Origin of the sequence: Streptomyces uncialis, from assembly GCF_001905345.1 — a bacterium.
GTDB lineage: Bacteria > Actinomycetota > Actinomycetes > Streptomycetales > Streptomycetaceae > Streptomyces > Streptomyces uncialis.
Genome location: NZ_LFBV01000008.1, coordinates 392,485 through 405,844 on the forward strand (window position 1 = coordinate 392,485; position 13,360 = coordinate 405,844).

General features: G+C 72.2%; 14 protein-coding genes. 6 read left to right on the plus strand and 8 right to left on the minus strand.

Translation table 11 applies throughout. The annotated features are described in order from the left end of the window. Positions 1 to 9: 9 nt before the first annotated feature. The 3 genes from AB852_RS28320 to AB852_RS28330 all read right to left on the minus strand — a co-directional run bounded on the left by AB852_RS28320 (position 10) and on the right by AB852_RS28330 (position 4,154). Positions 10 to 918: an endonuclease/exonuclease/phosphatase family protein gene (locus AB852_RS28320; protein WP_079184993.1), complete on the minus strand. Its 909-nt coding sequence runs from the start codon at positions 916 to 918 to the stop codon at positions 10 to 12. 265 nt (positions 919 to 1,183) lie between these two features. Beyond that, the gene (gene fxsT / locus AB852_RS28325; protein ID WP_245876955.1) at positions 1,184 to 3,427 is read right to left on the minus strand and encodes an FxSxx-COOH system tetratricopeptide repeat protein; all 2,244 of its coding nucleotides are present in this window, start codon (positions 3,425 to 3,427) and stop codon (positions 1,184 to 1,186) included. A 373-nt stretch (positions 3,428 to 3,800) separates the two neighbouring features. Continuing rightward, complete coding sequence (locus AB852_RS28330) at positions 3,801 to 4,154, minus strand: hypothetical protein (RefSeq protein ID WP_178391132.1); 354 nt, start codon at positions 4,152 to 4,154, stop codon at positions 3,801 to 3,803. Positions 4,155 to 4,593: 439 nt separating this feature from the next. Between AB852_RS28330 and AB852_RS28335 the strand changes: the two genes are divergently transcribed. Continuing rightward, on the plus strand, positions 4,594 to 6,039 hold the full coding sequence (locus AB852_RS28335) for an FG-GAP and VCBS repeat-containing protein (protein WP_073793034.1): 1,446 nt from the start codon (positions 4,594 to 4,596) through the stop codon (positions 6,037 to 6,039). Between the two features lie 108 nt (positions 6,040 to 6,147). On the opposite strand, the gene AB852_RS28340 is transcribed toward AB852_RS28335, so the two are convergent. After that, positions 6,148 to 6,531, minus strand: a complete 384-nt coding sequence (locus AB852_RS28340) for a winged helix-turn-helix transcriptional regulator (protein ID WP_073793035.1) — start codon at positions 6,529 to 6,531, stop codon at positions 6,148 to 6,150. A 99-nt stretch (positions 6,532 to 6,630) separates the two neighbouring features. Between AB852_RS28340 and AB852_RS28345 the strand changes: the two genes are divergently transcribed. Next, positions 6,631 to 7,032, plus strand: coding sequence for a RidA family protein (locus tag AB852_RS28345; RefSeq protein WP_073793036.1), 402 nt, complete (start codon positions 6,631 to 6,633; stop codon positions 7,030 to 7,032). A gap of 179 nt (positions 7,033 to 7,211) precedes the next feature. Here AB852_RS28345 and AB852_RS28350 read toward each other — a convergent pair whose 3' ends face one another. Continuing rightward, positions 7,212 to 8,237 carry a glycoside hydrolase family 113 protein gene (locus AB852_RS28350; RefSeq protein WP_073793037.1) on the minus strand — a complete coding sequence of 342 codons (1,026 nt, stop codon included), beginning with the start codon at positions 8,235 to 8,237 and terminating at the stop codon, positions 7,212 to 7,214. Positions 8,238 to 8,332: 95 nt separating this feature from the next. On the opposite strand from AB852_RS28350, the gene AB852_RS28355 reads away from it, so the two are divergent. Further along, positions 8,333 to 8,980 carry a TetR/AcrR family transcriptional regulator gene (locus AB852_RS28355; RefSeq protein WP_073793038.1) on the plus strand — a complete coding sequence of 216 codons (648 nt, stop codon included), beginning with the start codon at positions 8,333 to 8,335 and terminating at the stop codon, positions 8,978 to 8,980. A 119-nt stretch (positions 8,981 to 9,099) separates the two neighbouring features. Here AB852_RS28355 and AB852_RS28360 read toward each other — a convergent pair whose 3' ends face one another. Next, positions 9,100 to 9,816 (minus strand): TetR/AcrR family transcriptional regulator, encoded by a 717-nt coding sequence (locus AB852_RS28360; RefSeq protein ID WP_178391133.1) that lies wholly within the window; start codon positions 9,814 to 9,816, stop codon positions 9,100 to 9,102. 96 nt (positions 9,817 to 9,912) lie between these two features. Between AB852_RS28360 and AB852_RS28365 the strand changes: the two genes are divergently transcribed. Further along, entirely contained in the window at positions 9,913 to 10,629 is a 717-nt protein-coding gene (locus AB852_RS28365) for an NAD(P)-dependent oxidoreductase (protein WP_073793039.1), read from the plus strand. Between the two features lie 42 nt (positions 10,630 to 10,671). Here the strand turns inward: AB852_RS28365 and AB852_RS28370 are convergent, their stop codons facing one another. Continuing rightward, positions 10,672 to 11,142, minus strand: a complete 471-nt coding sequence (locus AB852_RS28370) for a MarR family transcriptional regulator (RefSeq protein ID WP_073793040.1) — start codon at positions 11,140 to 11,142, stop codon at positions 10,672 to 10,674. Next, a complete protein-coding gene (locus tag AB852_RS28375; RefSeq protein ID WP_073793041.1) occupies positions 11,139 to 11,633 on the minus strand; it encodes a MarR family winged helix-turn-helix transcriptional regulator in 495 nt (164 codons plus the stop codon). The genes AB852_RS28370 and AB852_RS28375 overlap by 4 nt, the downstream gene beginning before the upstream one ends. Before the next feature lie 252 nt (positions 11,634 to 11,885). Between AB852_RS28375 and AB852_RS28380 the strand changes: the two genes are divergently transcribed. Both AB852_RS28380 and AB852_RS28385 read left to right on the plus strand, forming a co-directional pair. Then, positions 11,886 to 12,353, plus strand: coding sequence for an NUDIX domain-containing protein (locus tag AB852_RS28380; RefSeq protein WP_073793042.1), 468 nt, complete (start codon positions 11,886 to 11,888; stop codon positions 12,351 to 12,353). Positions 12,354 to 12,404: 51 nt separating this feature from the next. Continuing rightward, positions 12,405 to 13,232 (plus strand): DUF4253 domain-containing protein, encoded by an 828-nt coding sequence (locus AB852_RS28385; protein WP_073793043.1) that lies wholly within the window; start codon positions 12,405 to 12,407, stop codon positions 13,230 to 13,232. The last annotated feature ends 128 nt before the right edge of the window (positions 13,233 to 13,360 follow it).

A 13,360-nucleotide genomic window follows, 5' to 3' on the forward strand; every position in this document is an offset into this window, starting at 1 on the left:
CCGCCTCCGTCAGCCCGCCGCGCCTGCCTCTGCCTCTGCCCCTGCCTCTGCCTCTGCCTCTGCCTCTGCCCCTGCCCCTGCCCCTGCCCCTGCCCCTGCCCCTGCGACCTCTACCGTCGGGTCCACGTCGGCCGCGACCAGATGGTGGTCCGAGTACGCGCTGGGGTGGACGTCGTGTTCGAGCGAGGTGATGCCCCGCAGGAACACGTAGTCGAACTTGCTCTGCCAGTCGGTGGTCACCCCGCAGACGCCCTCGCCGGTGGGCTCGGGACGGCAGCGGGGGTCCGTGTCCTCGGCGAGCGTCCAGATCCCGGTGAGCTCGGGCGACTGCGGCACCGCGTTGAAGTCCCCGAGGACGACAGCGCGCTCGTGCTTGGCGACCTCCTTGGCGAGCACCCCGGTCTGGCCCGCCCGTATCGCCTCCTGGCGGCGCTGGGCGAGGTGTGTGTTGAAGACCCGGACGGGCTGGCCGCCCACCATCGTGGTGACCGCTATGTATCCGCGGTCCTCGGAACCGCCGTCGGGGTACTCCACGGCGACGCGGTCCTCCATCGGCGCCGCCGAGAGGATCGCCTGGCCGAAGCCGCCCGGACTCCACGGCACCCCGCCGCAACGGCCCCGGTGCTGGAGCACCGCGCCGTACTCGACGTGGTAGACCAGCCCGTAAAGGCTCTCCAGATAGTCGCGGATCCTTCTGACGTCACCCTCGCAGGCTTCCTGAAGACCGATGACCTGGGGCGCGTACGTGGCTATCTCCGCCGCCCGGTCGAGGTCGCTCACGTCGCAGGGGTTGCAGAGGTTCCACGTCATGACCCGGTTCGGGACGACCTCCCCGGCGGCCCCGTCCGGCAGCGGCCTGGCGACGAGGGCACCGCTCGGCGCACTGGGCCCGAGGAGCATCACACAGGCCACCGCCATGGCGCCCGCGAGCACCTGCGCACCTCTTCCGAACACGATCGCCTCCCCCGGTGCGGACACCCATGGCGTCCGGCGTCTCCCCTGACGAGACTAAGGGACGGGCTGTCAGCACCACGTATGGTGCACCGGATCTCGCCCCGCCCGCCCGGCCCGCCACCGGACGTGACGCGGCGCCGACACACGGGCGCCGAAACCCGGCCGGACGGCACTTGATCGATCCGGGGCGACGGTCGACAGCTTCGTCCTCGGTCCGCCCGGCAGCGCGCTATCGGCGCCGCTTGTTCCTCTTGGCCTGGCCGCGCCAGTAGTCGAGTCCGACCCGGGCAATCCGTAGATGCGGGTGGTTCTCGCTCAGCACCCGTGTCATGTGCTCCAGCAGGTCGGTGAGGGCTTGCGCGGCCCCGGCCGCGTCCCCGGCCAGCCCGCGCATGCCGGCGAGGTTCCCCCGGGTGATGAGCGTGTCCGGGTGATCTTCACCAAGAACCCGGACACGATCGGCCAGTAACCCGGCGAAAGCATCCACGGCCCCGGCCACGTCTCCCGCCTGCCCGCGCCAAGCGGCGAGGTTGTTCCGGGTGGTGAAGGTGTCGGGGTGGTCTTCACCCAGCACACGCACCATGCGCTTGAGCAGGTCGGCGAAGGCCTCCACAGCTCCGGCCGCGTCCCCCGCCTCCCCCCGCATGGAGGCGAGGTTCCCCTGGGTGATGAGGGTGTCGGGGTGGTCTACGCCCAAGTCCCGGGCACGGTCGGTCAGCAGCGCGGCGAAAGCATCCACGGCCCCGGCCGCGCCCCCCGCCTGACCTCGCCAAGCGGCGAGGTTGTTCCGGGTGGTGACCGTCGCGGGGTGATCTTCACCCAGTACCCGGACCCGGTCGGCCAGCAGTGCGGCGAAGGCCTCCGCCGCTCCGGCCGCGTCCCCCGTCTCCCCGCGCATCCTGGCAAGGTGGCTTCGGGTGGTGAAGGTGTCGGGGTGATCTTCACCCAGCACACGCACCATGCGCTTCAGCAGATCGGCGAAGGCCGCCGCCGCTCCGGCCGCGTCCCCCGCCTCCCCCCGCATCCGGGCGAGGTTCCCCTGAATGGCGAGGGTGCCCCGGTGAACCGGGCCAAAGAGCCGGACGTGATCGGCCAGCAACTCGGCGAAGGTCTCCGCCGCTCCGGCCGCGTCCCCCGCCTGACCTCGCCAGAAGGCGAAATCGTTACGGGCGCCGAATGCGGCGGGGTGGTCCGCGCCGAAGTGGTGGCGGATGGTCCCGGCAAGGTGCTGGTAGTGGTCGCGAGCCGCGACCAACTGGCCGTTCGATCCGTAGCTGTAGCCCGTACGGAACAGCACCGCGTGCACGTCCGGCCGGTGGAGGGCGTCCTCGGCACAGCCGGCGAGAGCGATGGCGTTGGCACGCAGGGTCTGGGCGAAACCGGTGTCGCGTTCGATGGCGGGCCAGGCAGCGATGAGCGCGTCACCTGTGGTGCGTGCGATGCGGTCGAACCGCTCGGCGGTCAGGGTGTCGCGGGTGGCGCGCTGGATGAGCTGGTGGACGCGGACGGCCTGGTGCGGGGTTTCGGGGGTGTGGTCGAGGAGGCTGAGCCGGTGCAGGGCCCGCAGGGCGTGGACCGCGTCCCGAACGGATACCGGGCCTCCTTGCCCGGTGGTGTCCGGGGTAGCGAGGTGGGCCAGGACCGGCGGGCTGGTGAGTACGTCGTGGGGGATGCCGTTCGCGTCCAGCATGGCGACCAGTTGGAGCATGGGACGGGCCAGGCCGACGGGGCGCAGGGTGTCGGCGCGCTCGACGGAGAGGGACCAGGCGGCTGCCAGGGGAAGGGCCTGGTCGTCGGGCAGGGCGTCGGGAGCCGTGTCGGTGAGGGTGGTGGTGCGGTCGGCGAGGAGTTCCCGGTAGGTGGCCACGGTGTCGCCGGAGTCGATGAGGTAGGCGGCGGCCTGCGCGAGGGCCAGGGGAAGGTGTCCCAGCTCGCGGACCAGGGCGTCCAGTTGGTCGGCGGGCTCGGTGCGGTCGTGGGCGGCGAGGGAGGTCGCGAGGTAGGTGAGGGCTTCCCTCTCGCTGAACACGCCGACCTGGATCAGGCGGCGGCCGTCCCCGGCGAGAGCGGCGTCCCGTCGGCGGGTGGTGATCAGAGTGCGGCCGTGTCCGCCTGCCGGGGGCCACAGTCCGCGCAGGTCGGCGGGGTCGGTGACATCGTCCAGGACGATCAGCCACCGGCACGGCCGCGTCCCGGCCTTGGGGGTGAGCCAGGCCAGGAAGGAACGCGCGGCCCGCTCCGGATCACCCGGATCGGCCCGGCACAGCTCGACACCGGCCTGCGCGTACCCGGCCACGACGGCCTCCCGGGTACTCGCGGTGACCCACACCAGCACGTCCAGACCGCCGTACTCCCACGCGGTACTGGCGTAGTCGGCGGCGAGCTGGGTCTTCCCCACCCCGCCCATACCGGTCAGGACCTGGGACAGCACAGCCGTACCGCCACCGTCGATCCTCGTGGCCAACTGATCCACCGCACCACGATGCTGGAACGAGCGCGCCCGGAGCGGGATGACACCGACCTGGTGCGGCCACGGAGCAGGTTCCTGGGGCGCGCGCTGAACCACGTTCAAGGTGTCGATGTGCATATGACCGGTGCTGGCGACTCCGCCGTCGGTGGCGTTCGCGTCCCCGGTACCGGACACGCTCACCGGACCCCCGGGCGCCTGTCCGGTCCCCGGTGCCGGGCCGCGAAAGCCGGTCACGGCCGTACTGCCGGAGGCCGCCACGGCTTCGCCGGTACCGGACACCGTGACCTCCGGGGCACCGGCGGAGGCGTCAGGCCGAGTGCTTCTGCCCGGGCCACGCGGTCGTTCCCTCTTCACATCTGCTCCCCCGGCAGGCCGCTCAGGTGTAGTCGATACCGGTGACCGCGCTGCTGCCCGCGCCGGACGCGGTGGCGTTCCCGGTGTCCTCCGCCTTCGCCGATCCGCCGCCACGGCCCTGCGGACGCCGGATACCCGTGACGGCCGTCCCGCCGCCGCTCGCGTCCGCCGTCCCGGTGCGGGTCGCCGAGTCGTCCGGGCCGTCCCCCGACCGCTGGAACAGTGCCCAGACCAGGGCCATCACACCGGCACCGGCCTGCACGGAGGCGCCGACCAGCTGTCCCGCGCCGGGGCCGTCCAACAGCCAGATCAACGGCGTGGAGACCACTCCCGCCGCCCCCAGCACAATGACCGTGACCTTCCACGCTCGTGTCACGCCGATCCCCCCTGCTCCAGCGGCACGCCCGTCGACCGCCGACAGGCCGCCCGCAGCCACTATTCCAGCGATGCCGCGCCGTCGCACAACACAACGGCTCTGTGGGGGCGTTCGGGGGGTGCCGTCGGACCGGGTGGGGCCGACGGCACGCACCCCGTCCAGGACCCTGGTGCTGCCGCACGGCTCCCGCTCCGGCTCACCGCGCCGACCGGCCCCGGGACGGATCACCGAAATTCCCCGACGTTCCCTCAGATTCCCCTACAACCCTCGCCCCCCTTCGGAAGTCCCTCTTACGCCGAACACCCGTGCGTCTCAGGGACCCCGCCGATACCGGGCGGTACCCCGGGCGCACGTGGGCGGGCGGCTACTTCGACGACGGGCGACGCCCGCACGAATGACCCGGACGCCCGAGAGGGCGTCCCCACCGCAGGAGATCCGTATGCACCAGCGCATAAGACCCGCCCTCGCGACGGCCGCCGTGGCCGCACTGACGGGCGGGCTCCTCACCTTCGCGGCCGGCCCCGCTGCCGCCGCTCCTGTCGCCGCCTCCGACGCGGACTTCAACAAGGACGGCTACGCGGACGTCGCCGTCTCCGCCAGCCGGGCCACCGTCGCGGGCAAGGCCGCCGCAGGACAGGTCGTCATCATCTACGGCGGCCGCTCGGACACCCGCAAGGTCGCGATCAGCCAGAACACCGCCGGGGTCCCCGGTACGGCCGAGAAGAACGACTTCTTCGGCGGCGACACGACGTACGGCGACTTCGACAACGACGGTTACGACGACCTCGCCATCGGCGCCCTGGGCGAGGACATGGGCAGCGACAAGGACGGCGGCACCCTCATCATCATGTGGGGCTCCGCCTCGGGCCTCAAGAAGGGCTCCACCGTCGCCGACCCGCGCCCCACCAAGCACGACCACTTCGCCATGGGTCTGGAGGCGGCCGACTTCAACAAGGACGGGAAGGACGACCTGGCGATCTCCTCCCGCGGCTCCGCCACCGTCGACATCCTGCGCGGCGGCTTCAACCGCTCGGCCAAGCCCGCCGGCCGCTACACCGTCACTCCGGCGATCCAGGACGGCCAGGACACCGGGGTCCACAATCTGCACTCCGGCGACGCCAACGGCGACGGCCGCGAGGACCTGCTCGTCAACGGGTACTCCACTCGCGACGGGTACAACGCCAACTACTGGCTGCCCGGTTCGTCGCGCGGAGCCACCACCTCCGGCGCCCAGAAGCTCCCGGCAGGCCTGATCACCGATGTCGGCGACACGGACAACGACGGTATCCAGGACATCGTCCTGGGCATCCACTGGGACAACGGCATCGCGGGTGCCGCGCTGGGCGGCAAGGTGATCATCGCCAAGGGCACGCGCTCGGGCCCGGCGCACGGGGCGCGGCAGTCGTTCACCCAGAACACCAGCGGGGTCCCCGGCGGCAGCGAGAAGCAGGACGCCTTCGGCGGCGAGCTGGATCTCGGGGACGTCAACGGCGACAAGCGGCTCGACCTGGTCATCGGCGCGGCTGGTGAGGATCTGGCGGGCGGCAAGGACCAGGGCACGGTCACCGTCCTGTACGGCGCGGCCAACGGTTCCGGCATCAGCACGGCGGGCGCCCGCGTCCTCAACCAGGACACGACGGGCGTCCCGAACCACTCCGAGACCAAGGACTGGTTCGGCTCGGAGGTCCATGTGGACGACCTCAACGGTGACCGCCGCGGCGACGTGATCGTCGGAGCGCCGGGCGAGGACGGCGGCAACGGCGCGGTGTTCACCCTGCGCTCCCAGGCCAACGGGACGCTGACGTCCCCCGCCGGTATCTATGTGACCACCGTGGGCATTTCGACGGCCGGTTCCCCCTGGCTGGGCACCAACTTCTCCGACTGAGCCTCCGACCGGTCACGCCGGTGACCGGAGTCCGGTCACCGGGTCCGGTGACCGGACCCCAGCCGGTGGCCGACGCGCGCCTACCGCTTCTTCCCGCCCGGGACCGGGTCAGGAATCGAAGCGGTGGCGCGCGTCCTCGATATGACCGAGGTTCTGGTGGGTCCAGCCGCACATCGCGTCGACCGTGGCGCGCAGGCCCCGGCCCGGCCCGGTCAGGGTGTACTCGACCCGCGGCGGCACGGTCGGGTGCACCTTCCGGTGGACCAGGCCGTTGCGTTCCAGCATGCGCAGGTTCTGGGTGAGCATCTTGTGGCTGATGCCCTCGACCTCGTTCCGCAGCTCGCTGAAGCGCAGCGTGCCGTCACCGAGCGCCTCGATGATCAGGAGCGCCCACTTGTTGGCGACGTCCGAGAAGATCTCCCGCGCCAGGGAGTCCGCGCGCCGCAGGTCCGCGTCCTCGGGCAGTCCCTTGAGCTGTTGCTTGGTCACCATCAGGTTCCCCAGTCACCGAAAAGTGCGTTCTTCCAGGTCAAGGCTCACTCTCCTATGGTTTCCGAGTAACCACAAGAGAGCGAAGGAAGGACGGACGCCATGTCCACTCCCGATGTCTTCCACCACCGCTTCCCGGCCGAGGACGACTTCGGCTACGCGCAGGCGATCAGGTCGGGCGCGCTGATCCATGTCTCCGGACAGCTCGCGTTCGACGCGGCGGGCGCGTTCGCGCACGCGGACGACTTCCCCGCCCAGCTCCGCCGCACCCACGTCAACCTGGACAGGGTCCTGGACCACTACGGCGCCACCCGGAACCAGGTCGTCTCCCAGACCTTGTACGTGGTGGACCTCCGCCACCACGCGACGGAGATGGCGGACGGCAACCGTGCGTACTTCGGCACCCACCACCCGGCCAGCACGGCCGTCGGCGTCGCCGAACTGACCTTCCCGGGGCAGCTCGTGGAGATCAGCGCGGTCGTGGACCTGGGGTTGCCCGCTTGACGGGGTGGGCGCCCGCTCGACGGGGTGGGCGCCCGCTCGACTGACGGGTGCGGGGCGGCGGGCCGGGCGGGCGACCTGATACCTCGCGGGCCGGGCGGTCCGGTGCGGCGGGGGACGGGAGGGCTTCCGGGGGGCATCCGGGGGGCCGTCCGTCCGCCGCGTCCCGGTCCGGAGCGGACTCAGTCCCGGTAGTGGTCGGCGACGGCGGCGAACGCGGCCTTCGGCTCCCAGGGCAGACCGGGGTAGGTGTCGCCGTGGCGGTCCTCGAAGACCTTGACGATGCCGAGGCTGGCGAGGTCGAGGTCGTCGTGGGGATCACCGTCCGGCCGGTGGGGCAGGTTGTACAGGGCGAAGAGGAACACGAAGGCGCTGTCGACGCCCTCGCTGTCGAAGATCTCCAGCAGTTCGCCCAGATAGGCCGCTTGGCCGGCCTCGTCGCGCTCGTACGCTCCGGCCAGCCGCAGCGGGGCGCCGGTCGCCCGGTCGGTTTCGAGGATCTCCATGCTGCGGGGTGCGACGTCACCCGCGCCGCGCCAGGTGGCGGTGCCGAAGCCGGTGATGGCGACGGGTCCGGGCTGTGCGACGAGGCTGCGCACGGCGTCCCGGAACCGGTCGGCCACCTCCGCGGTACGGATGAGTTCGAAGGTCCTGAAGTCGAACAGGTCCCAGTCGACGGCCTCGAACTGGATGGCGGCGTAGGTGACCTTGCCGTGGAAGCGTGCGCGGACCACCGCCGCGGCCTCGCGCAGGAAGGCGTTGAGACGGGCACCGGCCGCGGCGATCCGCTCGGGCCGGCGGGCCGGGTCGCCCAGCAGCCAGGCGAGCCGCTCCTCGGTGCCGCCGCCTTCGAGGAACCCGTGGTTCATGACGCTCAGTTCGGCGCCGGTGACGAACACGACCTCGGCCCCCGTCGCCCGGAGCCGTTCGGCGCGCTCCGCGCAGTCGGCCAGCAGGACGAGGATCTCGTCGGTCGTCAGCTCCAGCGGGTAGGGCGAGAACCAGATCTCCAGCCCGAGCCCGGCGGCGAGGCAGGCCGCGAGCTCCAGCCGGTCCGGGTCGCCGCCGGTCAGGTGGACGGCGGTGCAGTGGAGATCGTCGCGGATGACGGTCAGCTCCTTCTCGACCAGCCCGGGGTCGAAGTGCTCCCGGGAGCTGGTGCCGCCGCGGAGGAAGCCGGTGTCGTAGCAGATGCCCTTGGCTCGCACGCGTGTGTCCTTTCCGGAGGAGGGCCCGAGAGTAGAAGCAAATATTGCGTGCACGCAAGTTTGCGTGCACGCACTCCGGCTGGGATGCTGCGGGCATGACGACACGGCGGACCGGGCTGCGCGAGGAGAAGAAGCGGGCCACCCGGGTGGCCCTGCGCGAGGCGGCACTCCGGCTGGCCCTCGAACACGGACCCGCCGATGTCCGCGTCGACGACATCGCCGAGGCGGCCGGGGTCTCGCCGAGGACCTACAACAACTACTTCTCCAGTCGCGAACAGGCGATCGTCGCCGCCGTCACCGCCGGACGGGAGTCCCGGATCGCCGCGGCCGTGTCCGCCCGGCCCACCCACGTCCGCCTCGCCGACGCCCTGGCCGACGCGATCCTGGAGCAGTACACCGAACCGCGCGACCACGACGAGCTGCTGCTGATCAGCGCCAGTCCCGCGCTGCGCGACGCGTTCCTCGACGCCGCCGCGGCGATCGAGCACCCCCTCGCCGCCGCGATCGACCAGCGCCTCGGCCACCCGGACCCACCCGCTCCCCGCGTCCTCGCGGCCGGTGTGGCCGCCGCGGTCCGGATCGCGCTCCAGCAGTGGCTCCGGCCTCCGGCCGCGCCCCTCGCGAGCGGCGGGCTCGTCGTACCGTCGGGCTCACTGCCGGACCTGCTCCGCGCCGCGCTCGCCGCACTCGAACCCGCGCTCGACGCCGCCGAGGAACAGGCGCGGCAGCGCTCGCGCGGCTGAGTCCGTCCCGCCGGCGCACAGCGCGCCCCGCTGTCCGGCCACGCAGCCGCCCCGCTCGCCGGGAAGCCCGCGTCACCCGGCACCACCCGGCGCCACCCGGCGTCACCCGATGGCGGAGTTCATTCGTCCGGACCCAGCGCGTCCAGGATCAGGTCGAGGCCGAAGGCGAACTCGTCGGCGTAGTCGTAGCCGGGTTTGAGTACGTGCTCGGTGGCGATCTCCGCGAGGTGGGGGTAGGCGTCGGCGGGCATCTCGCGCAGGATCGCGCCCGCGACCTCGTCCAGCTCCGCCGGGCCGCTGAACGGCAGGCTGAGTTCCTGCATGACGAAGCCGTACAGATAGCTGTCGATCAGCGAGACGGCGTGCGCGGCCATCGGGACGGAGAAGCCGCCCCCGCGCAGGGTTCCGAGGACGGCGTCGTGGTGGCGCAGGGTCGACGGGCCGGGCCGCTTGCGGGAGTCCATCAGGGCGACGGCCCAGGGGTGGCGGCGGAGCGCGGCACGAGCGGAGCACGTCCGGTGGCGGACGGCGCTCCTCCAGTCCATGTCGCGGGGCGGCAGGTCGATCTCGCCGAACACCACGTCCACCATGCCGTCCAGGATGTCCTCCCGGCCCGCGACATGGTGGTAGAGCGACATCGCCTGGACGCCCAGCGGTTCCGCGACGGCCCGCATGCTGAGCGCGGCGGTGCCCTTCTCGTCCGCCACCGCCACCGCCGTACGGATCACACTCGCGCGGCTGAGCGGTGCGCGGGGTGTGCCTGATGTGCCTGACGCACGTGGTGCGCGAGGCGTACGCGGTGACGTCCTGCGGCGGCCTTCGCCCTCGTCGCCCATCCGCGCTTCCCCTTCGCCCCTGTTGACCGGCTTACAGCATAAGGCTACCGTGCCTTACACCATAAGGTTGACATTCCGGCGAAGGGGGACCGCGCCATGAGCACGGATCGCGTCAAGAGGGTCTGCGTCATCGGGGCTTCGGGCAAGCTCGGGCAGTACATGGTCCGGCTGGCACTGGAGCGCGGGTACGAGGTGGTCGGCGTGTGCCGGGAGCGGAGCGTGCCGAAGCTGGCGGCGTTCAAGGACCGGATCACCGTCGTCCCCGGACCCACGGACGACCCGGAGGTCATCCGGCGGGCGGTGGACGGCTGCGACGGGGTGCTGACGGTCCTGGTGCCCTGGGGTGTGCGGCAGTACGCGTCGGGCACGGCGCAGGCGGTGCTCGACCACGCACGGCCGGGCGCCCGGCTGGTCTTCTCCTGCGGCTGGCACATCACCCGCGACGGCAAGGACACGTACTCGCGGATGTTCACCCTGGGCGTCCGGATCGCCGCCGTGGTGGGCAAGCTCGTCCGCGCCGTCGAGATCGACGACCAGGTGGAGGCGTGCCGGCGGGTGTTCGACAGCGGCACCCGCTGGACCGTCGTACGCGGCAGCACCCTGGAGGAGGGCGACAGCCAGGGGCTGCCCGTATGGAGCGCGCACGTGGGCGACCCGGTACTGGCCAGCGACCGGACCCGCCGCGTGGACTTCGCCCTGTTCATGGTGGAGGCACTGACCGACGACACCCTCGTACGGGAGGCACCGGCGATCGTCGGCCGCCTCACCCCCAGCGCCCTCGCCCACGCGGACGGGACCCGCGACCACGCGTAGGGGACGCCCGGGTCGCGGCCGCCCCCTTGGAACGCCCTCGGGTCAGACTTCCAGCGCCGCGAGTTCCGCGTTGGCGCGCTCGGTGACCAGGGCGAGCACGCGACCGGCCGCAGCCAGGTCCCCGGCCGGGATCCCGCCCCAGATGCGGGCCGCCGCGGGGGCGAGTTCCGCGCGGGCCGCGGCGAGCAGTTCGCGCCCCGTGTCCGTGGGACGAAGGCGCGCGCCGTCCTGGACGAGCAGTCGCTTGACCAGCAGTTCGCCGAGCGTCGCGCGCAGGACGGCCGGATCGGCCTTGAGGGAGCCCTGGACCTCGGTGACGAGATCGTCCGGCGTTCGCGGGGCGTCGGCGGTCGCCGCGGCGTGCAGGACGATCTGCTCCTGGAACGTGAGGCCGTGCCGGGCCAGGACGTGCTCCAGGACCCCGCGGGCGGCGTAGTGGGCCAGACCGAGCACACGGGCGTCGGCGGCGGGCGCGGTCACAGCGGACGCGGACGTGGACGGGACGGTGGTCATGGCGTTCTCCCCTGGGTGGTCCCGTCGTTCGGCGGGAGCGGAGCGAGCGGTACGTCGAGCAGGGCCGTCAGTTCGTCGGTGAACGCGCGGGCCCGGGAGCTGTCGAGGCCGCCGAGCGGTTCCATCGACCGGTCGACCAGCTCCCTGACCACCGCGACGGCCCGCCGCGCGACGGCCTCGCCCTCCTCGGTGAGAGCGAGTTGTACGGCCCGGGGGTCGCGGGGGTCACGGGTGCGCGCGATCAGTCCGGCCGACTCCAGGGCACGCGCCAGCTTCGACACGTACAGCGCCTCCATACCGGTGTGGTCGGCCAACTGGCGCTGACTGGGCCGCTCACCGTCGTACCGCATGCCGTACAGCGACGAGATCAACGGGTACTGCGCGTGGGTCAGACCCAGCGGGGCCAGCGCGCGATCGACCGCGGCACGCCACTTATTGGCGAGCCGCCACACCAGAAAGCCGGGAGTCGGACCCGGCGCATCCTCACTCATACCGAATAACGTACATGGCTACTATGTACATGGCTACCATTTTGCGGGATGCCGGATGGAGCGGCTTGCCGCGGACGGCGGGACGACCCACTGCGGGCTACGGACACCGGGCCGACGCATCCACCGCGATCGACCGGGCGGCGCACCCGAACAGCCCTGCCGCACAACAGAGTTGACCGGAAATCGCACCCGGAAGGCCGGACGGCGACGCTCCACCGTCCCGGACGTGGACGACGCGCTACCGTTCCGGACATGAAGGTCCGCCACAAGGCCCGCGCCGTACTTTTCGACGGCGATCAACTGGTGTTCCTGCGCCGGGGGTGGCCGGGAGGCTCCGCGTACTGCACGACGGTCGGGGGCGGCGTCGAGCCGGGTGACGCCGATCCCGAAGCGGCCCTGCGCCGCGAGGCGATGGAAGAGCTGGGCGCCACGATCGGTCCCGTCGAGGAGCTCATGACCCTGACCGATCCGGGCGGGGCGACCACCGTCGTGGAGCACTACTTCCTCGCCGACATCACGGACATGGACCTGAGCCTCCGCCACGGTCCCGAACTCGCCGACCCCGACACCGGCGACCACGAGCCGGTCCGGGTCCCCATGGACGTGCGCGCCGTGAGTGGACTGAACCTCCAGCCGCCCGCACTCCGCGACCACGTGATCGAGCACATCGGGACGTGGGCCGTCCGGCCGGCCGGGAACCGGCGACTGGGTCCACTATAGGAAACCCCAGGTCAAGGGGCGTTGTCAGTGGGGGCCGTTACCTTCTGGGACATGGCCTCACTTCCCAACGCGCTGCCGAGACTCCAGGACGACCCGACCGGGCGGGCGTTCGGGCTGGAGCTGCCGCCCGGCGCCCTGGTCGACACCGTGCACGAGGGGTCGTGGCACGAGCCGCTGCTGTGGCTGTCCGCCGAGCCCGTCGGGTTCGGGGACTGGGGCCGGGCGTCGGCCGCGCGGCGTGCCGTCGGGCTGCTGCCCGTGCTGATCGCGGACCCCGACGGCAAGGGCGCGGACCCGGCCGAGTGGGGTCTGATGCCCGACCGGATGAGCTACCCGGGCGACCACGACGCGGACGACGTGCTCGCGGAGTACTGGGCGGGGCTGGCCGAGGACGGGCCCGGCGAGAGCGGGACCGGTAGCCGTGAGGAGCCGCCGTGGCGGGGCCTCGCGGCAGGCAGCGACGAGTTCCCCGAGGACCCCGACAGCGCCGCCGAGGAATTCGCGGACATGATCAGCGACGGTGACGGCTGGCTCGGACAGCCCCGCCTCGCCCTCGTCCCCGCGCGCCGCAGCGCGGACATCCCCGCCGTGATCGGCTGGTCGGGCCCGCTGAACCATGACAACGACGTGGCACGGCTCTGCGCGGTCATGCGCTCGTGGGAGGACCGGTTCGGCACCCGTATCGTGGCGCTGACGTACGACCAGCTGGTGATATCCGCGGCCGCGCCGCCCCGGACCCAGGAGGCCGCGGAGGCGCTCGCCGCGGAGCACTTCGCCTTCTGCCCGGACAATCTCCATCAGTCCGACACCCCGGGCATCGCGCAGTACGCCCGCGAGCGGCTGCTCGACCAGTACGTATGGAGCTTCTGGTGGGACTGAGACCCCACGCCGAGGACCGCACGGCCCCGGCCGGACCACCGCCCGGACCACGGGCCACGGGCCACGGACCACCAGCCGTGACGGCCGACCCCGCCCGGCCTCCGGGCCCCGCCACGCCCGTCGGACCC

Excerpts from the sequence above, each read along its gene's own strand:
- AB852_RS28370 (WP_073793040.1), bottom strand. The coding sequence starts at position 11,142 with ATGACCACCGTCCCGTCCACGTCCGCGTCCGCTGTGACCGCGCCCGCC.
- AB852_RS28345 (WP_073793036.1), top strand. The coding sequence starts at position 6,631 with ATGTCCACTCCCGATGTCTTCCACCACCGCTTCCCGGCCGAGGACGAC.
- AB852_RS28320 (WP_079184993.1), bottom strand. The coding sequence starts at position 918 with ATGGCGGTGGCCTGTGTGATGCTCCTCGGGCCCAGTGCGCCGAGCGGT.
- AB852_RS28380 (WP_073793042.1), top strand. The coding sequence starts at position 11,886 with ATGAAGGTCCGCCACAAGGCCCGCGCCGTACTTTTCGACGGCGATCAA.
- AB852_RS28355 (WP_073793038.1), top strand. The coding sequence starts at position 8,333 with ATGACGACACGGCGGACCGGGCTGCGCGAGGAGAAGAAGCGGGCCACC.
- AB852_RS28340 (WP_073793035.1), bottom strand. The coding sequence starts at position 6,531 with ATGGTGACCAAGCAACAGCTCAAGGGACTGCCCGAGGACGCGGACCTG.
- AB852_RS28375 (WP_073793041.1), bottom strand. The coding sequence starts at position 11,633 with ATGAGTGAGGATGCGCCGGGTCCGACTCCCGGCTTTCTGGTGTGGCGG.
- AB852_RS28385 (WP_073793043.1), top strand. The coding sequence starts at position 12,405 with ATGGCCTCACTTCCCAACGCGCTGCCGAGACTCCAGGACGACCCGACC.
- AB852_RS28365 (WP_073793039.1), top strand. The coding sequence starts at position 9,913 with ATGAGCACGGATCGCGTCAAGAGGGTCTGCGTCATCGGGGCTTCGGGC.
- AB852_RS28335 (WP_073793034.1), top strand. The coding sequence starts at position 4,594 with ATGCACCAGCGCATAAGACCCGCCCTCGCGACGGCCGCCGTGGCCGCA.
- AB852_RS28360 (WP_178391133.1), bottom strand. The coding sequence starts at position 9,816 with ATGGGCGACGAGGGCGAAGGCCGCCGCAGGACGTCACCGCGTACGCCT.